This window comes from Stenotrophomonas maltophilia group sp. Smal32 (assembly GCF_030237085.1).
GTDB lineage: Bacteria > Pseudomonadota > Gammaproteobacteria > Xanthomonadales > Xanthomonadaceae > Stenotrophomonas > Stenotrophomonas maltophilia_Q.
Map to the genome: position 1 here is coordinate 33,276 of NZ_JASJSI010000007.1, position 22,317 is coordinate 55,592.

Genomic DNA, 22,317 nt, shown 5'->3' on the forward strand with positions numbered 1-22,317 from the left:
GGCCCATCCGTGGGATCACGGCTGCACCACCGTGATCGTGGTCGGGTTGCTGCGGCCAACGCCACGCAGCTGCGGCCGGTACATGTCCTCCACCAGCGGCGGCGGCACCGAGTAGGTACCCGGGGTCACCGCACGCACCAGGTAGAACACGTTGGCCTTGCTGCCACGCGAGAGCTTCAGCGCGGCCACGTAGCGATCGTCGCGGAACTCTTCGTGCTTGGTATCGGCTGCTTCACTGCGGTCGCTGATGGTGATGCCATCGACCACCACGTCAGCCCACTGCTTGGCATCACCGAGGTTGAAGTTCTCGATCTCCAGGCCCGCCGGCAGCAGGTCGGTCAGCAGCGCATCCGGCATGGTGGTGTCGGCAGTGACGGTGACGCGCACGATCAGCGCTTCGCCTTCCTTCAGCGGGCGCGGCGTCCACGGCTTGCCATCGGTGCCGAAGTAGCTGCGTTCAACACCCAGCACGCTGTTGTCCGGCGCCGGTGCGCTGCGCGGGATGCCGGCCACGTCGATGCTGGCAAACATCGGCGGCTGGCCCTGCGGGGTGAAGCGCACGCCGCTGGCCAGTTCGGTGGCGCTGAAGTTGCGGCCGAATAGTTTGCGCTCGCCGATGGCTTCGCTGTTGCCGCCGATCACCAGCTCACCGGCCACCAGCGCCTTCTGGTTGGCAGCCAGCGCCTTGCCGAGGCGGGCGATCGCCACCTGTTCCTGCGTGCTCAGCCACATCCAGCCGGCATTGCGGCGCGCATCCAGGCCACGGCCGAGATCGACGGCACGTGCGTCCCAGGCGGGCTTGGCCAGCTTGTTCTCGTGCGTCAGCGCGATCATCAATGCGTCATCGCGGATCGCGCTGCCGTAGTCGCCGAAGTACGACGGGCGCTCGCTGCTGGACTTGGCGAACGCCGCCGCCAGTGCCGCCTGGCCACGCTTGGCATCGCCCTGCAGCGACAGCGCCACACCCAGATGGACCAGCGACAGGCCACCAACCGCCTTGCTGCGCTCGTTGTCATACAGCGTGCGCAGGGTGCCCAGCGGTGCGCGGTTGACCCGCGCCAGCACGTAACCCGAATACGCCTGGTTGGCGAACTTCAGCTTCTCGCGGTCATCCTGGCCGTAGAACTGGTTGCCGCCGGACAGCAGATCCTCGCTCAGGCGGTTGAGCGCCTTCTGCAGCACGTTGTCGGGCACGGCGAAGCCGGCGTCCTTGGCATCGAGCAGGAACTCGGTGATGTACGGGGTCAGCCACGGGTTCACGTAACCGTCGTCACCCCACATCGAGAAGTTGCCATTGGCTACCTGCATCGACGCCAACCGACCGAACGCGCCTTCCATGCGTTCGCGGCGTGTCTTTGCATCCAAGCCATCGGCGCCGAGCATCGACGACGTCGCCTGGTCCAGGATCAGCGCGGCGTAGCCCTTGCTGGTGGTCTGCTCGGCACAGCCGTAGGGGTAGTTCAACGCGCCCTGCAGGGCGCTGGCGAACGGAATCGGCGGCAGCGGGCTGACCAGCAGCCGTGCGTTCACCGACTCGGACATCAGGCCCTCGGTCAGGCTGTTGTCGAGGCTGACCGCGGCCAGCGGATCCAGCGTGCGCACCTGCGAACGCAGCACCTGTGGCCACGCCGCACGTACCGGCAGGTCATAGCGGCGATCGGCCCTGAAACCATTGCCATCGACCCGCACGCGCACCTTGGCCACGCTGTGGCCCTCGCGCGCCGACAGCGGGAAGCTGAGCGTGCTCTTGGCATCGGCGTTCAACTGCACGCTGCGCGTGCCTTCAGCCAGTGCCAGCGGGCCCTCGGTCTCCACCCGCACGTTGAACGCACCCGGCTTGCCGGTGAAGTTCTGCACGTCCAGGGTGACGGTGCTGCGGTCGCCCGGGGCGAGCACGCGCGGCATGCTGGCTTCGGCCAGGATCGGGGCACGCACCACGGTTTCCACATCGCGCTTGCCGTACTGGTCATCGCTGTAGACCAGCGCCGATACCCGCAGCGTGCCGTTGAAGTCCGGCACCTTCAGGCGGATGCGGGCATTGCCCTTGGCATCCAGTTGCACCGGGCCGGAGAACAGGTCCACGGTCTGCACGCGTGCGGTCGGGCGCTTGGCCTGCGGAAGTGCCTGCAGCGCCATGTCGCCGCCGAACTTCAGCTTGCCGGCGCCGCCGTCGAAGCTTTCGATCACCCGGCTGTAGATGTCGTAGGCATCGATGCCGAGGCGACGCTGGGCGAAGAAGTGCGCGCCGGCATCGGGCACCGGGAAACGGGTGATGTTGAGGATGCCCACGTCCACCGCCGAGACGGTGACGTGCGCCATCTTGCCGGCCAACTGTGGTGCGCTGACCGTCACCGGCAGGTCCTGCTCAGGGCGCATCTGCTTGGGCGCCGCCAGGCCGACCGCCACGGTGCGGCCCTTGCGGTCCATCGGCACATGCACCACGCCCACGGCACGGGCCGGGGTGATCTTGCTCGGCGCACTGCCACCACGGAACACCAGCGCGGTGATGTAGACGTCGTGGCGTTCCCAGTCGGCGGTGACCGGGATCTTGAAGGTCGAACCCGGCTTGGCGTCGATGTCCTGCACGTACAGCATGCGGTCGGTCTCGACCATCAGGATGCCCTTGCCGGCATGCGGCGGGGTCACCGTCACCTCAAGCGTGTCGCCTGCCTTGTAGCCGGTCTTGTCCAGGCCCAGCTTGATCTTGTCAGGGCGTGCATCCAGCCCCCGGTTGTCATCCCCCCAGCTCCAGCCCGCACGGAACGGATAGCGGCTGGTCAGACCGGTAGACGGATCGAACACGTCCACCCGGTACTCGCCCCACTCCACCGGGAAATCAAAGGCCACCGCGCTGCCGCCGGCATCGACGGTGCGCGTTTCCTTGTTCTCGAAACGGCGGGTGAAATCGTAGTCCCAACGGTTGTCGTTGAAGGTCCAGTGGTAATCGCGCAGTTCGCGCACCAGGGTGATCTTCAGACCCTTGGCCGGCTGCGGCTTGCCCGCTGCATCCACGCGCATCAGCTCGAAGCGCGCATTGCCGTTGGCATCGGCACCGTCTTCGGGATTGAACAGCGGGCGCACGCCCACCAGCGCATTGGCCGGCCACATCACCCGCTTCAGGGTGCGGGTGACGGTACGGCCGCCGGTCTCGTACAGGCTGCCGGACAGCACCACCGCGATCGGCGCCTTGGCCTTGGCCGCCTCTTCCGGCAGGGCCACGTCCTCGCGCAGCTGGCCATTGGCCGGCAGCGTGGTGTCGATCACATCCTTGGCTTCGCGCGGCAACTGCAGGGTCGGGTCGCCGAAGAAGTAGCCCGGTAGGCCTTCCACCGGCTGCTGCTCGGCGGCCACCGCCATGCGCGCCGTGAAGCGGTTGCCATCGGCGGGCGCACCGTACAGATAGGCGCCATTGGCCTGCAGGCGCAGCTCCTCGCCCGGCTTCAGCGTCTTCTGCGCGCTGTCCAGGTCCAGCTTCATGCGCTCGGGCAGGAACTCTTCGATGCGCAGTGTCATGCCCTGGATCGCTTCCTTGCTGGCCGGGTCGGTACGGAATTCCACCTGCCAGCGCCCGGTCGGCGCCTCAGCGGGGATGACCTGCTCGAAGTTGATGTAGCCCTGCTCGCCCGGTTGCAGGCGGGTCTCGCGGAAGGTCTTGCCGTCGGGCTGCTTCAGGCGCAGGAACACCGGTTGCGCCTTGACCGGCTTGCCATCGTTGTCGCGCAGCAGCGCGGACAGGCGCACGGTCTCGCCCGGGCGGTACAGGTCGCGGCCGGACCAGGCATAGACATCGAACCAGGCGTTGTCGCGGCCGGCCACGGCGAATTCGCTCAGGTCCAGCGCCGGCTGGTTGAACGGCAGGAAGCTGGTGTCCTTGCCGCTGCTGGCGACCAGCACGTGGGTGGCGTCCAGGGTGTAGTTCAGCAGCGCATTGCCGTTGCCGTCGGTGCTGCCCTTCAGCACCACCTCGCCCTTGGCATCGAGCACGCGCAGGTCGATGCCCTTCAGCGGCGCACCGTCCTTCAGGCCGGCGGTGTGCACGAACAGCTTGTCCTTGTACGCCCGGGTGTGCAGGCCGATGTCGCTGACCGAGAAGAACGCGGTATCGAACTCGCCCTCGTAGTCGCCGGTGCGCTTGAGCAGGGCGAAGTACAGGCCCGGCTCCTGCAGTTCCTTGATGTCCTGGGTCGGCAGGTAGGTCAGCACCCGCTCGTTCTGCTTGCCGCCGAGGATGAAGCGGTTGACGTAGACTGGCTCGGCCAGCTTGTTGATCGGGCTGCGCTCGTAATCGCTGCTCAGTTCCCAGCTGCCGCGGCGGCCGCCGCGCTGGTACTGGCTGAAGAAGGTCGGCAGGTCCTTCTCGCGCACGCGCAGGAACTCGACGTCGACCTCCGGCACGTTCACCGACACCACCGGCAGGCCGCGGCTGTCCTTGGCCGGCAGCACGCTGCCCTGCGAAGCGAAGCCGACCACCGGCTTCAGTTCGCCGCTGAACACCTTCTGCTTCAGTTCCTTGCCCAGGCGGCTGCCATCGGCGGCAAGCAGGTCCGGCGAGACCACCAGGCTGAACTCCTTGCCGGCCTCGACGAACGGGTAGCGCAGGGTCAGGCCGTCATCAGACAGCGTCCAGCTGCTGTCGTCGGTGCCGACCTTCTCCTCGAAGCGCACCAGCGTGTCGAAATCCTGGGTGCCGACCAGCGGGCGCGAGAACTCCAGCGCCAGCGACAGGCCGTCATTCTTCTGGTCCGGGTACGCGCGCAGCAGGGTGAACTCCTTCACCTGCTCGGCCTTGGTGGTGATGGCTTCACCGCTGGCCTTGGGCAGCTGCCCGCTGTCGTTGCGGCAGCCGGCCAGGCCCAGCAACAGGCCTCCTGCCAGCACCGCCGCCGCCCATCCCCACCGCTTCCGCCGTGCCGGACCGCTCATGTCGTCACTCCTTGATCGAGGTGGCCATTATAGGCAGGCCGCGTCAAGGTGTTGACGCGGATTCGGCAGGAATGCATCGGAACGGTAGCGCAGGGCCATGCCCGGCGGTCCCGGTAGCCGCCAACCTTGGTTGGCGTTGGGCCCGTGCCAACCAAGGTTGGCACCTACCAAGGCGCGCCCTACCCCGGCAGGTACAGGTCCACGTAGTCGGTCACCGGCATCGCTGCCAGCGCCACCGGGTCCAGCGATGCGGCCAGGATGCGCTGCTGCTGGGCGGTCGGGAAGCGGTGGGCCAGGTGCCGGCGGAACTTGTCCATCAGCAGCGGAATGCCCTCCTCACGTCGGCGCGCGTGGCCCAGCGGGTATTCCACCAGTACCTCGGGCAGCTCGGTACCGTCGCTGAAGCGTACGCTCAGGCCGTTGGCGATGCTGCGCTTGTCCGGGTCCAGGTAATCGGCGCTGAGCTGCGGATCCTCATGACAGGCCATCTTCGCGCGCAGTGCGTCGATGCGCGGGTCGGCGGCGACGTCATCCTCGTAGTCCTCGGCCGTCAACCGCCCGTGCAGCAACGCGATGGCCACCATGTACTGCACGCAGTGGTCGCGGTCGGCCGGATTATGCAGCGGGCCCTGCTTGTCGATGATGCGGATGCAGGCTTCCTGGGTGCGGATCGCGATATACGCGATGTCCTCGACCCGCCGCCCCATCGCGCGCAGCTGCTGGTGCAGCGCAATCGCCGCCTCCACGGCTGTCTGGCCATGGAATTCGGCCGGGTAGCTGATCTTGAACAGCACGTTCTCCATCACATAGCTGCCCAGCGGTCGCCCCAGCGTCAACGCCTGGCCGTGCATGGATACAGCCTCGAAACCCCAGGTCGGTGCACTCAATACGCTGGGATAGCCCATCTCGCCACTGGCCGCCATCAGCGCCAGGCGCACGCCCCGGCTGGTCGCATCACCCGCCGCCCAGCTCTTGCGCGAGCCGGTGTTGGGCGCGTGCCGGTAGGTGCGCAGCGCCTGGCCATCGACCCAGGCCAGCGACAGCGCATTGAGCATGCGTTCGCGATCCAGCCCCAGCAGCTGCGCAACCACTGCGGTGGTCGCGACCTTGACCAGCACCACATGGTCCAGCCCGACCCGGTTGAAGGAATTCTGCAGCGCCAGCACGCCCTGGATCTCGTGCGCCTTGATCATCGCCAGCAGCACGTGGTGCATGGTCGGCGGCGGGCGACGCAGGGCCTGCGCGTTGCGCCCCAGCCAGTCGCAGACGGCCAGGACGCCGCCGAGATTATCGGATGGATGGCCCCACTCGGCGGCCAGCCAGGTGTCATTGAAGTCGAGCCAGCGCACCATCGCACCGAGGTTGAAGGCGGCCTGCACTGGATCCAGCACGTAGTGCGTGCCCGGTACGCGCGCGCCGTTGACCACGCTGATGCCCGGCACCAGCGGCCCAAGCAGCTTGCTGCAGGCCGGGAAGGACAGCGCCTCCAGCCCGCAACCGAGCGTGTCGAGCAGGCAATGGTGTGCGGTCTGGAACGCCAGCGGTGAGTCGATGCGGGCGTCGCGTACGTAATCGACGATGTCCACCAGCAGCGCATCCCACGCTGCACGCCCGTTGGATGGGGTGTGGCTGTCAGACATTGTCGATCTCCTCGTTGCGGTGCGCGGTTACCCACGCACCATGCCAACCAAGGTTGGCATCTACCAAAGCAATCGGTCTCTGCGACCCAGTAGTCGCCAACCTTGGTTGGCGTTTACCGGCGCATCATTCGGCCGGCACCCGCACCTTGCCGTCCATCAGCACACGGGCGCTGCGACTCATGATGGCCTTGGTCACCGTCCACTGGCCGTCAACGAGCGCGGCCTGCGCACCCACGCGCAGCGTGCCGGACGGATGGCCGAAGGTCACCGCTTCGCGTTCACCACCACCGGCCGCGCGATTGACCAGGGTGCCCGGAATCGCCGCTGCGGTACCGATCGCCACGGCGGCGGTCCCCATCATCGCGTGATGCAGCTTGCCCATCGACAGCGCACGCGCATGCAGGTCGATCGCCGAGGCCGGAATGGCCTTGCCGCTGGACGACACGTAGTCCTGTGCCGGTGCCACGAAGGCGACCTTCGGTGTGTGCTGGCGGGTTGCCGCGTCTTCCAGGTTCCTGATCAGGCCCATGCGCAAGGCGCCGTAGGCGCGGATCTTCTCGAAGCGCTCCAGCGCTGCCTTGTCTTCGTTGATCGCCGGCTGCAGCTCGGTGCCGGTGTATCCCAGGTCGGCAGCATTGAGGAAGATGGTCGGGATCCCGGCGGTGATCATCGTCACCTCGAAACTGCCCACGCCCGGCACATCCAGGGTATCCACAAGGTTGCCGGTCGGGAACATCGCGCCGGCATCGCCATCGTCGGATGGGTCGATGAATTCCAGCTGGATCTCGGCGGCCGGGAAGGTCACGCCGTCCAGCTCGAAATCGCCGATCTCCTGCACTTCGCCATCGCGCATCGGCACGTGGGCGATGATGGTCTTGCCGATGTTGGCCTGCCAGATGCGCACGGTGCACAGGCCATCGCGCGGCACGCGGGCGGGATCGATCAGGCCATTGGCAATCGCGAACGGGCCAACTGCGGTGCTGAGGTTGCCGCAGTTGCCGCTCCAGTCAACGAAGGCGGTATCGATCGAGACCTGGCCGTACAGGTAGTCCACATCGTGGTCCGGCACCGAAGAAGTGGAGATGATCACGCACTTGCTGGTGCTGGAGGTGGCACCGCCCATGCCATCGGTCTGCTTGCCATACGGATCGGGCGAGCCGATCACACGCATCAGAAGTGCATCGCGTGCGGCGCCCGGCACCTGCGCGGCTTCGGGCAGGTCCTGCAGGCGGAAGAACACGCCCTTGCTGGTGCCGCCGCGCATGTAGGTGGCGGGAATACGGAGTTGCGGGAGGAATGTCATTGATCAGTATCCTGGATGCGACGAACCAATATCGGGGTTGAGCTCCTCGCCTTCGAACAGCGCTTCCATGCCCCGCGAAGCATTCCAGATGCGCACGATGGAAACATGCTCAGGTAGCTCCACGTAATAGACCAGGTAGCCGTCGAAGCGACGAACCGGATGAAAACGCAACGGCGCTGGCAGCGAGGGCAACAGACCCGCATGCAGTGCGGAACCAGCACCCGGATGGGCCTCGATCAGCTTGACGACGGATTCCACCGCATCGATGAAGCCGACTTCCAGCACTTCTCCGCCCTGATCTGCATACCAGGCTGCTGCCTGATCAAGATCTCGAACCGCTGAAGGTGACCAATGCGAAGGCTTCACTTGCGGTTCCGTGCGCGCTCACGCAGCTTGTCAAAATGGTCTGGCGCCAAAGGCACGGCAGGCCCCGACGCCAGACCCTCGGCAATCAACTGCCGCAGCAGGTCTTCGGCCTTGCTGCGCTGGCGCTGGCGGATCAGGTCGCGCACGTAGTCGGAGGTGCTGGAATAGCCGCCTTCACGTACTTCCTCGTCCACGAACTGCTTGAGCGGGTCGGTCAGCGAGATGTTCATCGTGGCCATGAGACTCTCCATTGGCAATATTTGCCAAGCAAGTGTGCGCCGCGCCTGTGTGTCGGACAAGCCCGCCCCCAACCGTAGGGGGCAGGCATTCAGCCCACCATCACGCCACCTTGGCGCCTTCCAGGAAGTCCTGGGCGAAGCGCTGCAGCACGCCACCGGCTTCGTAGATGGCCACTTCCTCGTCGCTGTCCAGGCGGCAGGTGACCGGCACGATCACGTCCTGGCCGTCGCGGCGGTGGATGACCAGGGTCAGCTCGGCACGCGGGGTACGCTCGCCGATCACGTCAAAGCTCTCCGTGCCGTCGATGCCCAGGGTCAGGCGGGTGGTGCCCGGCTTGAACTCCAGCGGCAGCACGCCCATGCCGATCAGGTTGGTACGGTGGATGCGTTCGAAGCCCTCGGCCACGATCGCTTCCACGCCCGCCAGGCGCACGCCCTTGGCGGCCCAGTCACGCGAGCTGCCCTGGCCGTAGTCGGCGCCGGCGATGATGATCAGCGGCTGCTTGCGCTCCATGTAGGTCTCGATCGCTTCCCACATGCGCATCACCTTGCCTTCCGGCTCCACGCGCGCCAGCGAGCCCTGCTTCACGCTACCGTCGTCGTTGCGCACCATCTCGTTGAACAGCTTCGGATTGGCGAAGGTGGCGCGCTGCGCGGTCAGGTGGTCGCCGCGGTGGGTGGCGTAGGAATTGAAGTCTTCTTCCGGCAGGCCCATCTTCGCCAGGTATTCGCCGGCGGCGCTGGAGGCCATGATCGCGTTGGACGGCGACAGGTGGTCGGTGGTGATGTTGTCCGGCAGCACCGCCAGCGCGCGCATGCCCGCCAGTGAGCGCTCACCGGCCAGTGCGCCTTCCCAGTACGGCGGACGGCGGATGTAGGTGCTCTGCGGACGCCAGTCATACAGCGGGCTGACCGCGGCGCCGTGCTCGACGCGCACGTTGAACATCAGGTTGTAGACCTTGCGGAACTGCTCCGGTTTCACCGCCGCCTTGACCACGGCGTCGATCTCGGCGTCGCTCGGCCAGATGTCCTTCAGCCGCACCTCGTTGCCATCGGCGTCCACGCCCAGCACGTCCTTTTCGATATCGAAGCGGACGGTACCGGCAATGGCGTAGGCGATGACCAGCGGCGGCGAGGCCAGGAAGGCCTGCTTGGCATACGGATGAATGCGGCCATCGAAGTTGCGGTTGCCAGACAGCACGGCCGTGGCGTACAGGTCACGATCGATGATTTCCTGCTGGATCTTCGGGTCCAGCGCGCCGCTCATGCCGTTGCAGGTGGTGCAGGCGAAGGCGACGATGCCGAAGCCGAGCTGCTCCAGGTCCGGCAGCAGGCCGGATTCTTCCAGGTACAGCTGCACGGCCTTGGAGCCCGGCGCCAGCGAGGACTTCACCCACGGCTTGCGCTGCAGGCCACGCGCATTGGCGTTGCGCGCCAGCAGTGCTGCGGCAATCACGTTGCGCGGGTTGGAGGTGTTGGTGCAGCTGGTGATGGCGGCGATGATCACCGCGCCATCGGGCATCAGGCCCTGCGCCTGTTCGGCCTTGCCCGCTTCCAGCTTGGCTTCGTCGGCGATGCCGCGCTCGGCCAGCTCGGCGGTGGCCACGCGCTTGTGTGGGTTGGACGGGCCGGCCATGTTGCGCACCACGCTGGACAGGTCGAAGTGCAGCACGCGTTCGTACTGCACGGTCGCCAGATCGTCGGCCCACAGGCCGGTGGTGCGTGCGTAGTTTTCCACCAGCGCCACCTGCGATTCCTCGCGGCCGGTCAGGCGCAGGTAATCGATGGTCTGCTGATCGATGTAGAACATCGCGGCGGTGGCGCCGTATTCGGGGCACATGTTGGAGATGGTGGCGCGGTCACCGATGGTCAGTGCCGCCGCACCCTCGCCGAAGAATTCAAGCCAGGCGCCGACCACGCGCTCCTTGCGCAGGAACTCGGTCAGGGCCAGCACCACGTCGGTGGCGGTGATGCCTGGCTGCGGGCGGCCGCTCAGTTCGACGCCGACGGTGTCCGGCAGGCGCATCCACGAGGCACGGCCGAGCATCACGTTCTCGGCTTCCAGACCACCGACACCGATGGCGATCACGCCCAGCGCGTCCACGTGCGGGGTATGGCTGTCGGTACCGACGCAGGTATCCGGGAACGCCACGCCGTCCTGCACGTAGACCACCGGCGACATCTTCTCCAGGTTGATCTGGTGCATGATGCCGTTGCCCGGCGGAATCACATCCACGTTCTGGAACGCCAGCTTGGTCCAGTCGATGAAGTGGAAGCGGTCTTCGTTGCGGCGGTCTTCAATGGCGCGGTTCTTCTCGAACGCCTGCGGATCGAAACCACCGCACTCCACCGCCAGCGAGTGATCGACGATCAGCTGCACCGGCACCACCGGATTCACCTTGGCCGGGTCGCCGCCCTTGTCGGCGATCGCATCACGCAGGCCGGCCAGGTCCACCAGCGCGGTCTGGCCAAGGATATCGTGGCAGACCACGCGCGCCGGGAACCACGGGAAATCGAGGTCGCGACGGCGCTCGATCAGCTGCGTCAGCGAAGCGGTCAACGTGGCCGGATCGCAGCGGCGTACCAGGTTCTCGGCCAGCACGCGCGAGGTGTACGGCAGCGTGGCGTAGGCGCCAGGCTGGATCGCATCGACGGCGGCACGCGCATCGAAATAGTCCAGCGTGCTGCCGGGGAGGTTCTTGCGGTAATCGGTATTCATGGGCTGGCGGAGTACTTGGGGCGGGCCGGGTGCCGGCAATGCGGCGGCGAATGCATCCGGCCGGCGCAGGGCCGGCCGGATGGGTACAGCGGGTGGATCAGACGCGCTTGTCGATGGCGACGAAGTCGCGGTCTTCCGGGCCGATGTAGTTGGCGCTCGGGCGGATGATCTTGCCGTCGATGCGCTGCTCGACGATGTGCGCGCTCCAGCCGGCGGTGCGGGCGATCACGAACAGCGGGGTGAACATCGCGGTCGGCACGCCCATCATGTGGTAGCTGACGGCGCTGAACCAGTCCAGGTTCGGGAACATCTTTTTGATGTCCCACATCACCGACTCCAGGCGCTCGGCAATGTCGTACATCTTCATGCTGGACTGTTCTTCGGACAGCTCGCGGGCCACGTCCTTGATCACCTTGTTGCGCGGATCGGAGACGGTGTAGACCGGGTGGCCGAAACCGATCACCACTTCCTTGCGCTCGACGCGGGCCTTGATGTCTTCCTCGGCCTCATCAGGGTTGTCGTAGCGCTTCTGCACTTCGAACGCCACTTCGTTGGCGCCGCCGTGCTTCGGGCCACGCAGCGCGCCGATGCCACCGCAGATCGCGCTGTACATGTCGCTGCCGGTGCCGGCGATGACGCGGCAGGTGAAGGTCGAGGCGTTGAACTCGTGCTCGGCGTACAGGATCAGCGAGGTGTGCATCGCCTTCACCCACGAATCCTGTGGCTTTTCGCCGTGCAGCAAGTGCAGGAAGTGGCCACCGATCGAGTCGTCGTCGGTTTCCACGTCGATGGCGCGGCCGTTGTGGCTCCAGTGGTACCAGTACAGCAGCATGGAACCGAGGCAGGCCATCAGCTTGTCGGCGATGTCGCGCGCGCCCGGATGGTTGTGGTCATCCTTCTCCGGTGCCACGCAGCCGAGCACGGATACGCCGGTGCGCATCACGTCCATCGGGTGCGCCGACGGCGGCAGTTCTTCCAGTGCGGCCTTCACTGCGGCCGGAATGCCACGCAGCGACTTCAGCTTGGCCTTGTACGAGACCAGCTCGGCGCGGGTCGGCAGCTTGCCGTGCACCAGCAGGTAGGCGATTTCCTCGAATTCGCTGGTGTTGGCCAGGTCCAGGATGTCGTAGCCACGGTAGTGCAGGTCGTTGCCACTGCGGCCCACGCTGCACAGCGCGGTGTTGCCGGCAGCGGTGCCGGACAGGGCGACGGACTTCTTCGGCTTGAAGGTCGGGGTTGCGGTCGTATCGTTCATGTTTCCCTCCGAAAACTTGATGGCGCAGGGTACTGCTTATTTCTTGGCGGCGAACAGTGCATCGAGCTGCTGCTCGAAGGCGTGGTAGCCGATGCGGTCGTAGAGTTCTTCGCGGGTCTGCATGGTCTCCACCACGTTGCGCTGGTGGCCATCGCGGCGCACCGCCTGGTAGACATTCTCGGCCGCCTTGTTGGCGGCGCGGAAGGCAGACAGCGGGAACAGCTGGATGGCGACGCCGGCCGAGGCCAGTTCATCGCGGCTGAACAGCGGGGTGGCACCGAACTCGGTGATGTTGGCCAGCACCGGCACCTTCACCGCGTCGACGAAGCGGCGGTAGGTGTCCAGATCGTAGGCCGCCTCAGCGAAGATGCCGTCGGCACCGGCCTCTACGCAGGCGATGGCGCGCTCGATGGCCTTGTCCACGCCGTCCACCTGGATGGCGTCGGTACGCGCGATCAGGAAGAAGTCCGGATCGGTCTTGGCATCGGCGGCAGCCTTCACGCGGTCGACCATTTCACCCTGCGAGACGATCTCCTTGCCCGGGCGGTGACCGCAGCGCTTGGCGCCGACCTGGTCTTCGATATGGCAGGCGGCTGCGCCGGCCTTGATCAGCGACTTCACGGTACGCGCGATGTTGAACGCGCTCGGGCCGAAGCCGGTGTCGATGTCCACCATCAGCGGCAGGTCGCAGACATCGGTGATGCGGCGCACGTCCACCAGCACGTCTTCCAGGGTGTTGATGCCCAGGTCCGGCAGGCCCAGCGAGCCGGCGGCAACACCGCCACCAGACAGGTAGATGGCGCGGAAGCCGGCGCGCTTGGCCAGCAGGGCGTGGTTGGCGTTGATGGCGCCGATCACCTGCAGCGGCGATTCGGCAGCCAGCGCCTCACGGAAGCGGGCACCGGCGGAGAAAGGAGTGGAAGCGGTCATGCGGCAATCCAGGTTGAAGTACGGGAAGGAGAGCGCAAGCACCATGCCAAGCCGCAAGCCGTTGATTTCACGGGGATGACCGCCACGCAATAGTGAAACATATGAAACATTGAAACGGCTGTATCATGAAACACCCCGCCGACCTCCCGCCGCCATGTACCTGCCCCGCTCCCCCCTGCGCCACGCCGACGCCGACCCCGGACGCCCGGTGATCTGGACGGTCAGCGTTTCGCGGCTGACCGGTCTGCTCGGCGACGTCATTCCGGAGTTCGACCGCCGCGCGCGCATCGAGGAGATCAACCTCGGTTTCGAGGAAGCGGTGGATGTGATCGGCCAACGCCTGCGCCGCGAGCACTGCGACGTGGTCATCGCCGGCGGCTCCAACGCCGCCTGGCTGCGCAGCCGGCTGGAACTGCCGCTGGTGCCGATCCAGGCCAACGGCTTCGACCTGATGGAGGCGCTGGCGCGTGCGCGGCGCATCGCCAGCCGCATCGGCCTGGTCACCCACGCCAGCGACGTACCGGTGTTCAGCAACTTCCAGCAGAGCTTTGGCCTTGATATCGAGCATCGCCGCTTCGTCACCCGCGAAGACGCCCGCGACTGCATTGCCGACCTGCGGGCCAATGGCATCGAAGTGATCGTCGGCACCGGCATGGCCATCGACCATGCCGAACAGGCCGGCCTGCCCGGTGTGCTGCTGTACTCGGCCGACTCGGTGCGGCAGGCGTTCGAACATGCGCTGGAACTGACCCAGGCGCTGGCCCGCTCCAGCGGCAACCGAGCCGCCCCGCGCCGGCGCCCTGCAGCGCGTGCCGATACGCATGAACTGCTCGGCGACAGCGAAGCGATGGCCAAGGTGCGCGCACAGATCGCGCTCTATGCACCGCATGACAGCACCGTACTGGTGACCGGCGAAACCGGCACTGGCAAGGAACTGGTGGCGCGGCAGCTGCACGCCGCCAGTGGCCGTCGCGGACGCTTCGTGGCGCTGAACTGCGGCGCCATCAGCGAATCACTGCTGGAAGCGGAACTGTTCGGGTATAGCGACGGCGCCTTCACTGGTGCACGGCGTGGTGGTCGCGTGGGCCTGGTCGAGGCCGCAGACGGTGGCACCCTGTTCCTGGATGAAATTGGCGAACTGCCGCTGCCATTGCAGACCCGCCTGCTGCGGGTACTGGAAGAACGCGAAGTGCTGCGCGTGGGCGCCACCGAACCGACCCCGGTCGACCTGCGTGTGGTAGCCGCCACGCTGCAATCGCTGGAGCAGCGCGCAGCAGCAGGCAGCTTCCGTCGCGACCTGTATTACCGGCTGGCGGCGCTGCGCATCGCCCTGCCCTCGCTGCGTGCCCGGCGCGGGGACATTCCGCTGCTGGCACAGCACTTCTTCCGCCAGCTGCGCGGCATCGACGCGCCACTGGACGAAGCTGCGATGGCAATGTTGACCGCCGCCGAGTGGCCCGGCAACGTGCGCGAACTGCGCAATCTGGTGGATCGCCTGCGCATCCACTGGCAGCCCAGTGAAGGCCCGATCGATGCTGCGCGACTGCTACAGCTGGCGCCCGAGCTGGCAAGCGAAGGTGCAACGGCACTGCCACTGGAAAGCAACGGCAAGCGCCCGCCGCGTGCACAACTGGAAGCACTGCTGCAGGAACATCGCAATGACCGCGAAGGCATGGCGCAGGCGCTGGGCGTATCGCGCACCACACTGTGGCGCTGGCTGCGCGCGGAGGGCCTGTAGAGCCGAGCCCATGCTCGGCTGCTGTCTCCGTAGAGGCAGCCGAGCAAGGGCTAGGCTCTACAGGATGCGTGCCGTCAGCGCGCCCAGCGCGCCTCTATCGCGAACCGGCCACTGCCCACCGCCGCCACCCACAGCAACAGCACACCCAATGGCACTTCGCTCAGATAGAAGAACCAGCTGAACCAATCCGGCACGCTCAGGCCAGCAGGAATGCGCGCGATACCATCGGTCAGCGCCGCCACCGCGCAGATCGCCGCCAACAGCAGGGCCGAAGGGCGGCTCAACAACCCCAGCACCAGCAGGCCACCCGCAATCCATTCAATCGCACCGAGCACCGGCGCACTGAACACCGGGAACGGGATGCCGGCATCGACCAGCGTATGCACCATGCGCTCGCGCCCGGCATCGGTGAACACCTTGTTCCAGCCGGAGACACAGAACATCACACCGGCGACGATGCGGGCGAGCAGCAACAACAACGCTTCCACGCCGCGGCGTGGTGGCGGCACGGCAAACAGGCAACGCCAGCAGGGCATGGCAACTCCGCAGATCGAGGGCATCGCAGCGAGTGTGCCTGTGGCCGACCTGCTCGCGCATGAAGCGGACCAGTCCGTTCGCGACAAACGCAGGTTTCTGTAGAGCCGAGCCCATGCTCGGCTGATGTTCTCGCAGGAGCAGCCGAGCGTGGGCTCGGCTCTACAGCAACCCCAGCACCACCCCGACTTACGGGTACAACAGGCGCTTGCTCCAGCGGCCTTCGGCACCGGCTTCATAGCACCAGCGTTCGTGCAGGCGGAACTGCGCGCCGTACCAGAACTCGATGCGGTCAGGCACCACGCGCAGGCCGCTCCAGCCGTCCGGGCGCGGCACGTCCTTGCCTTCGAAGCGGGCTTCGACCTCGGCCACGCGCGCATCGAACTCCTCGCGCGTGGCCAGCGTCTTCGACTGCTGCGAGGCCCAGGCACCGATCTGGCTCATGCGTGGGCGGCTGGCGAAATAGGCGTCGGCCACGGCATCGGCCACCTGCTCGACACGACCCTCGATGCGCACCTGGATGCCGGCCTCGCGCAGGCTGCGCCACAGGAACAGCAGTGCAGCCTGCGGATTGGCCTGCAGCTCCCGGCCCTTGTGGCTGTCCAGGTGGGTGTAGAACACGAAGCCTCGCTCATCGAACGCCTTCAGCAGCACGGTGCGCGCCGACGGACGGCCGTGCGTATCTGCGGTGGCCACGGTCATCGCGTTCGGCTCGACCTCGCGGCTCTGCCTAGCCTCTTCGAACAGGCTGGCAAACGTGGACAGGGCTTCGGCGTACAGGTCGCTCATGATTGCGTTCTTCTCACACGGATTGGGCTATTGTGGCTGCATGGCCGCTGCTGCGTATATGCCCCAGGTGAAAGGATTCCCCGAAACATTGGCCGAACAGGTGCTGGACGACGCACTGGGCAGTGGCGCAGCGGTTCCAGTATTGGCGATCAGCGGCCTGCAGGGGAGCGGCAAATCGACGCTGGCCGCGCAGGTCGTGGCCCGCGCCCAGGCACGCGGCCTGAACGCGGCCACGCTGTCGATCGACGACGTGTACCTGACCCGCGCACAGCGCCAGCGGCTGGCCCGACAGGTGCATCCACTGCTGATCACCCGCGGCCCGCCCGGCACTCATGACCTGCCACTGGCCCACGGAGTATTGGACGCCGTAGCCGCACGCCAGCCCTTTGCGATGCCGCGCTTCGACAAGCTGGCCGACGAACGCCTGCCCGAAGCGCAATGGCCACGTATCGAGCAGCCCCTCGACCTGCTGGTGTTCGAAGGCTGGTTCCTGGGCACGCCCGCGCAGGATGACAACGCGCTGGACAGCCCGTTGAACGCGCTGGAGCGCGAGGCCGACGCCGATGGCCGCTGGCGGCGCTGGTGCAACCAGGCGCTGGCCCGCGACTACCCCGCGCTGTGGCAGCGCTGCGACCGCCTGTGGTTCCTGCAGCCGCCGGATTTTTCAGTGGTGCCGCGCTGGCGCTGGCAGCAGGAGCAGAACCTGCAGGCCGCGCAGCCGGGCCGGCACGGCATGAGCCGGCCACAGCTGGAGCGCTTCGTGCAGTACTACGAGCGGGTCAGCCGGCAGGCGCTGCAGGCCTTGCCCGCCCTCGCCGACCACGTGGTGATGCTGGACGGACAGCGACAGGTGCAGGCGCTGCGCTGAACGCGCTTATTCGACCAGGAAAGTCACCCGCAGGTTGACCCGCCATTCGGTGATCTCGCCGCTGCCATTGGTCACCACCTTGGTCTCGTTCACCCAGGCGCCCTGGATGCCCTTGACCGTCTCGGAGACCTTCTTCAACCCGCTGCGTACGGCGTCCTCCACGCTTTTCGGCGAGGAGGCGGTGATTTCGATGACCTTGGCGACCGTCATGACCTGTACTCTGGCTGATGCGGGAGGCCCGCAGGAATGTCCAGCCTGACGTGAAGAACGTAAAGGCCGGGACACGGAGGTGTTAGCATCACAGGGCATGAATCCTGCTCCGAACCTGATCCTGATCGGCCCGATGGGCGCCGGCAAAACCTGCATCGGCCGCCGCCTGGCCGAGCGCTTCACGCTGGACTTCGTCGATGTCGACCAGGCCATCGTCGATGCCGCCGGCGCCAGCATCCCGACCATTTTCGAGCACTCCGGCGAAGCCGGCTTCCGCAGCCATGAACGCGAGGCGCTTGCCCGCGTACTGGAGGGCCGCGGCCAACTGGTCTCTACCGGCGGTGGCGCCGTACTCGATCCGGACAACCGCGCGCTGATCGCACGACGCGGCTTCGTGGTCTACCTGCGGGTCGGCGTGGCGGCGCAGCTGGAACGCTTGGCCCGCGACAAGGGCCGGCCGTTGCTGCAGCGCCCGGACCGCGAGCAGGTGCTGCATGATCTGGCCGCGCACCGCGACCCGCTGTACCGCGAACTGGCCGACCTCACCCTTGATACCGACCCGTACACCGCTGCCGACGCGACCGCCCACCTGGTGGTGAAGCTGGCCACGCAATGGCAGCGCCAGGACCTGACTGCATGACTTCCCCCGCCCTGCTGCAGGTCGCCGTTGGCGGCGACCGCCCCTACACCATCACCATCGGCGCCGGTGCCCAGGCTGACGGCGCCGCGCTGGCCTCGCATGTGCGCGGCCGCCATGTGCTGCTGCTCAGCGACAGCGAAGTGGCCCCGCACTATCTGGATGCCGTGAAGCAGACCCTGCTGGCTGCACGCCCCGACCTGATCATCGGCGAGCACGTGCTCGCCGCCGGTGAGGCCTCCAAGACGCTGGTCGAATTCGGCCGCGCGATCGAATCGCTTGCGGCGCTCGGCGCCACCCGCGACGCCTGCGTGTTCGCCCTTGGCGGCGGCGTGGTTGGCGATCTGGCCGGTTTCGCCGCAGCCTGCTGGATGCGCGGCGTGGACTGCGTGCAGCTGCCAACCACCCTGCTGGCGATGGTCGATTCGTCGGTGGGCGGCAAGACGGCCGTCGACATCCCCGCCGGCAAGAACCTGGTCGGCGCTTTCCATCCACCGCGTGCGGTCATTGCCGATACCCGCGTGCTGGCCACCCTGCCGCCGCGCGAACTGCGTGCCGGCCTGGCCGAAGTGGTGAAGTACGGTGCGCTGGGCGACGCGGTGTTCTTCGAATGGCTGCAGCAGCATGCCGATGCGCTGGTCGCCGGTGAAGACAACGTGCTTTCCGAAGCCATCGCACGCAGCTGCCGGCACAAGGCCGCGATCGTCGAACGCGATCCGTTCGAGAAGGGCGAGCGTGCCCTGCTCAACCTGGGCCACACCTTCGGCCATGCCATCGAGACCGAACAGGGCTACTCGGCCCCCGGCCGCGACGCACTGAACCATGGCGAGGCGGTGGCGGTGGGCATGGTGCTGGCGGCTCAGCTGTCCACCGACCTGGGCCTGGCCGACGATGCCGACCGCGTGCGCCTGCAGGCGCTGCTGGAACGCCTCGGCCTGCCGGTGACCATCCCGGCCGGACTGGACCCGCAGGCCCTGCTCGGCCGCATGCGGCTGGACAAGAAGAACGTGGCCGGCCGCCTGCGCCTGGTGCTCTGGCGGGGCATGGGCCGCGCCGAAGTGGTGCCGGACGTAGATGAGGCGGCGGTGCTGAAGGTGCTGGGCGCGGGCTGACCCTTCCGTGTTCGCCGGGCATGGCCCGTCGCTGCCGGATTGTGTCTCGGCATGAAGCGCAGCCGAGCGTGGGCTCGGCGCTACAGGTCCGTGCCGCCCCGGAGCGATACAATCGGCCCATGCACGTCTACCTGCAACATCCCGACGCCGGTGCGCAGGCACCGCGCTTCCTGCGCTTGAGCCTGCAGCCGGACCTGTTCGGCGGCTGGGAGCTGCTGCGCGAGAGCGGCCGCGTCGGCAGCCGGTCGCAGCTGCGGCGCGAGCTGTTCCTGCAGGCCGACGAAGCCCGCCATGCCTTCGAGAAAGCCCGCGATGCCGAACTGCATCGCGGCTTCCAGATCCTTTCGCACGGCGACTGACGCCGCTGCCAACTTTCGTCCAAGGAATGCCCATCGTGACCAGCCCTCTCCGCAACGATCGCCTGCTGCGCGCCCTGCGCCGCGAACCGGTGGACTGCACCCCCGTCTGGCTGATGCGCCAGGCCGGCCGCTACCTGCCGGAGTACCGCGCAACCCGGGCCAAGGCCGGCAGCTTCCTGGCCATGGCCAAGAACCCGGAGATCGCCTGCGAAGTCACGCTGCAGCCGCTGCGCCGCTTCCCGTTGGACGCCGCCATCCTGTTCTCGGACATCCTCACCATTCCCGACGCGATGGGCCTGGAGCTCTACTTCGTCGAAGGCGAAGGTCCGAAGTTCCGCCATCCGGTGCGTGACGAGGCGGCCATCGCCCGGCTGGCAGTACCGGACATGGAACAGGACCTGGGCTATGTGATGGACGCAGTGCGCCTGATCCGTCGCGAGCTGGACGGCCAGGTACCGCTGATCGGTTTCTCCGGCAGCCCCTGGACGCTGGCCTGCTACATGGTGGAAGGCGGCGGCAGCAAGGATTTCGCACGTATCAAGGCGATGGCGCTGAACCACCCGCAGGCCCTGCACCGCCTGCTGGAGGTCACCACCGACGCGGTGATCGCCTATCTGGGCGCGCAACGCGCAGCCGGCGCGCAGGCACTGCAGGTGTTCGATACCTGGGGCGGCGTGCTGTCGCCGGCCATGTACCGCGAGTTCTCGCTGCGCTACCTGCAGCGCATCGCCGAAGGCCTGGAGCGTGGCGAAGGCAGCGAGCGCACGCCGCTGATCCTGTTTGGCAAGGGTACCGGCCTGCACCTGGAAGCACTGTCGCAGACCGGCGCCGATGCGCTGGGCCTGGACTGGACACTGGACCTGGACGAGGCCATGCGCCGCACCGGTGGTCGCGTCGCCCTGCAGGGCAACCTCGACCCGACCACGCTGTACGCCTCGCCGGATGCGATCGCCGCCGCTGCCGCGCGCGTGCTCGACACCTATGCCGCGGGCAATGGTGGTTCGCGCGAGGGCCATGTATTCAACCTCGGCCACGGCATGTCGCCGGACATGGACCCTGCCCACGTGCAGGTGCTGGTCGACGCGGTGCACGCGCACAGCCAGCGCTGAGCATTCGGCATACGGTTGCGGCGCGATGTTGATCGCGCCGTGACCCGCAGTGCGCGATCATGGCAGCCCCCACGCTGCACCGGCCGCACCCCATGTCCACATCGCCATCGACCTACAACCGCCAGCGCCCCCTGCTGTGGCTGGTGTCCTTGGCGATCTTCATGCAGATGCTGGACTCGACCATCGTCAACACGGCGTTGCCGGCGATGGCGGCCAGCCTGGGCGAAAGCCCGCTGCAGATGCAGTCGGTGGTGTTCAGCTACGCGCTGGCAGTGGCCACTTTCATTCCCGCCTCCGGCTGGATCGCCGACCGCTACGGCACCCGCCGCACCTTCCTGGTGGCGATCATCCTGTTCACCCTCGGCTCGCTGGCCTGCGCACTGGCCCAGCACCTGCACCAGCTGGTCGGCGCACGCGTGCTGCAGGGCATTGGCGGTGCGATGCTGCTGCCGGTCGGGCGGCTGGCGGTGATGCGGTCGGTGCCGCGCGAGGATTTCCTGCGCGCGATGAGCTTCATCGCCATCCCGGCCCTGGTCGGCCCGCTGATCGGTCCCACGCTGGGCGGCTGGCTGGTCGAGATCGCCTCGTGGCACTGGGTGTTCCTGATCAACCTGCCGATCGGCGTGATCGGATTCATCGCCGCGATGAAGATCATGCCCGACCACTACGCCAGCCATCGCACCCGTTTCGACCTGCGCGGCTACATCATGCTGGCCTTCGCGATGGTGGTGCTGTCACTGGCACTGGACGGCATCTCCGGGCTGGGCACGCCACATGCGCTGGTGATGCTGATGACCGTTGCAGGCCTGGCGGCACTGGTGGGTTACTGGCTGCATGCGGCCAATTCGACGGCGCCGTTGTTCTCGCTGGCGCTGTTCCGCGTACCCAGCTACCGCATCGGCATTCTCGGCAATCTGTTCTCGCGCATCGGCAGCAGCGCCATGCCGATGCTGATCCCGTTGCTGCTGCAGGTCGGCCTGGGCCTGGGCCCGATGAACGCAGGGCTGATGATGGTGCCGGTGGCCGCCGCTGGCATGGTCTCCAAGAAACTGGCAGTGAAGCTGGTGGAGCGCTACGGCTACCGTCGCGTGCTGATGGTCAACACCGTGCTGGTAGGCCTGGCCATGGCCAGCTTCATCCTGATGACACCCGGCCAGCACCTGGCCTGGCGCCTGCTGCAGCTGGCGTTCTTCGGTGCGGTCAATTCACTGCAGTTCACTGTGATGAACACCGTGACCCTGCGTGATCTGGACCGCGAATTCGCCAGTTCCGGCAACAGCCTGCTGTCGATGGTGATGATGCTCGCGGCCGGCTTCGGTGCTGCTGCGGCCGGCAGCCTGCTGGCCGCGTTCGGCAATCACCTGGACAGCAACAGCGCGACCGCCGCGCTGCATGCCACGTTCCTGTGCGTGGGCGCGATCACCCTGACCTCGACGATGATCTTCTGGCAGCTGCCCGATACCAAGCCGGAGCCACGGCAGGTCGAGCACGTTGCGGAGTGAGGGTGGTTCGGCAGGGCTGCGCCCTGCACCTGCTGCAAGCCGGAGCAACAGCAACAGCCGAAGCAAAAGCTGGCTTCCTGTGGG

At 66.9% G+C, this 22,317-nt stretch carries 18 protein-coding genes; 7 read left to right on the forward strand and 11 right to left on the reverse strand.

The genetic code is table 11. From position 1 onward, the window contains the following. Positions 1-15: 15 nt before the first annotated feature. From QRO91_RS03180 to prpB, 8 genes are all read right to left on the reverse strand, one after another. On the reverse strand, positions 16-4,923 hold the full coding sequence (locus tag QRO91_RS03180; protein WP_049430073.1) for an alpha-2-macroglobulin: 4,908 nt from the start codon (positions 4,921-4,923) through the stop codon (positions 16-18). 179 nt (positions 4,924-5,102) lie between these two features. Continuing rightward, positions 5,103-6,563 carry a bifunctional 2-methylcitrate dehydratase/aconitate hydratase gene (locus tag QRO91_RS03185; protein WP_049430072.1) on the reverse strand — a complete coding sequence of 487 codons (1,461 nt, stop codon included), beginning with the start codon at positions 6,561-6,563 and terminating at the stop codon, positions 5,103-5,105. 124 nt (positions 6,564-6,687) lie between these two features. Beyond that, positions 6,688-7,866, reverse strand: coding sequence for a 2-methylaconitate cis-trans isomerase PrpF (gene prpF, locus QRO91_RS03190; protein WP_049430071.1), 1,179 nt, complete (start codon positions 7,864-7,866; stop codon positions 6,688-6,690). A 3-nt stretch (positions 7,867-7,869) separates the two neighbouring features. Continuing rightward, the gene (locus QRO91_RS03195) at positions 7,870-8,232 is read right to left on the reverse strand and encodes a type II toxin-antitoxin system RelE/ParE family toxin (protein ID WP_049430070.1); all 363 of its coding nucleotides are present in this window, start codon (positions 8,230-8,232) and stop codon (positions 7,870-7,872) included. Next, on the reverse strand, positions 8,229-8,471 hold the full coding sequence (locus tag QRO91_RS03200) for a type II toxin-antitoxin system ParD family antitoxin (protein ID WP_049430069.1): 243 nt from the start codon (positions 8,469-8,471) through the stop codon (positions 8,229-8,231). The genes QRO91_RS03195 and QRO91_RS03200 overlap by 4 nt, the downstream gene beginning before the upstream one ends. A gap of 100 nt (positions 8,472-8,571) precedes the next feature. Continuing rightward, positions 8,572-11,190 (reverse strand): Fe/S-dependent 2-methylisocitrate dehydratase AcnD, encoded by a 2,619-nt coding sequence (acnD, locus tag QRO91_RS03205; protein WP_285310250.1) that lies wholly within the window; start codon positions 11,188-11,190, stop codon positions 8,572-8,574. 97 nt (positions 11,191-11,287) lie between these two features. After that, a complete protein-coding gene (gene prpC / locus QRO91_RS03210) occupies positions 11,288-12,445 on the reverse strand; it encodes a 2-methylcitrate synthase (protein WP_008265338.1) in 1,158 nt (385 codons plus the stop codon). A gap of 36 nt (positions 12,446-12,481) precedes the next feature. After that, positions 12,482-13,375 (reverse strand): methylisocitrate lyase, encoded by an 894-nt coding sequence (gene prpB, locus QRO91_RS03215; protein ID WP_010482769.1) that lies wholly within the window; start codon positions 13,373-13,375, stop codon positions 12,482-12,484. 154 nt (positions 13,376-13,529) lie between these two features. Between prpB and prpR the strand changes: the two genes are divergently transcribed. Further along, entirely contained in the window at positions 13,530-15,113 is a 1,584-nt protein-coding gene (gene prpR / locus QRO91_RS03220; protein ID WP_285310251.1) for a propionate catabolism operon regulatory protein PrpR, read from the forward strand. A gap of 74 nt (positions 15,114-15,187) precedes the next feature. On the opposite strand, the gene QRO91_RS03225 is transcribed toward prpR, so the two are convergent. Beyond that, entirely contained in the window at positions 15,188-15,649 is a 462-nt protein-coding gene (locus QRO91_RS03225; RefSeq protein ID WP_049430066.1) for a DoxX family protein, read from the reverse strand. Between the two features lie 187 nt (positions 15,650-15,836). Further along, on the reverse strand, positions 15,837-16,436 hold the full coding sequence (gene pdxH, locus QRO91_RS03230) for a pyridoxamine 5'-phosphate oxidase (protein WP_049430065.1): 600 nt from the start codon (positions 16,434-16,436) through the stop codon (positions 15,837-15,839). Between the two features lie 40 nt (positions 16,437-16,476). Here pdxH and QRO91_RS03235 point away from each other — a divergent pair, with 40 nt between their 5' ends. Next, the gene (locus QRO91_RS03235) at positions 16,477-17,304 is read left to right on the forward strand and encodes a kinase (protein ID WP_049430064.1); all 828 of its coding nucleotides are present in this window, start codon (positions 16,477-16,479) and stop codon (positions 17,302-17,304) included. Between the two features lie 6 nt (positions 17,305-17,310). Here QRO91_RS03235 and QRO91_RS03240 read toward each other — a convergent pair whose 3' ends face one another. After that, entirely contained in the window at positions 17,311-17,514 is a 204-nt protein-coding gene (locus QRO91_RS03240) for a dodecin family protein (protein WP_005410663.1), read from the reverse strand. 97 nt (positions 17,515-17,611) lie between these two features. Here QRO91_RS03240 and QRO91_RS03245 point away from each other — a divergent pair, with 97 nt between their 5' ends. The 5 genes from QRO91_RS03245 (at position 17,612) to mdtD (ending at position 22,233) form a co-directional block, all read left to right on the forward strand. Then, a complete protein-coding gene (locus tag QRO91_RS03245) occupies positions 17,612-18,154 on the forward strand; it encodes a shikimate kinase (protein ID WP_111204783.1) in 543 nt (180 codons plus the stop codon). Then, entirely contained in the window at positions 18,151-19,263 is a 1,113-nt protein-coding gene (aroB, locus tag QRO91_RS03250) for a 3-dehydroquinate synthase (protein WP_285310252.1), read from the forward strand. The genes QRO91_RS03245 and aroB overlap by 4 nt, the downstream gene beginning before the upstream one ends. A 119-nt stretch (positions 19,264-19,382) precedes the next feature. After that, on the forward strand, positions 19,383-19,622 hold the full coding sequence (locus QRO91_RS03255) for a WGR domain-containing protein (RefSeq protein WP_032127800.1): 240 nt from the start codon (positions 19,383-19,385) through the stop codon (positions 19,620-19,622). Between the two features lie 26 nt (positions 19,623-19,648). Continuing rightward, complete coding sequence (gene hemE, locus QRO91_RS03260) at positions 19,649-20,731, forward strand: uroporphyrinogen decarboxylase (protein WP_012481016.1); 1,083 nt, start codon at positions 19,649-19,651, stop codon at positions 20,729-20,731. 92 nt (positions 20,732-20,823) lie between these two features. Continuing rightward, positions 20,824-22,233: a multidrug transporter subunit MdtD gene (gene mdtD / locus QRO91_RS03265; protein ID WP_010482759.1), complete on the forward strand. Its 1,410-nt coding sequence runs from the start codon at positions 20,824-20,826 to the stop codon at positions 22,231-22,233. Positions 22,234-22,317 lie beyond the last annotated feature (84 nt).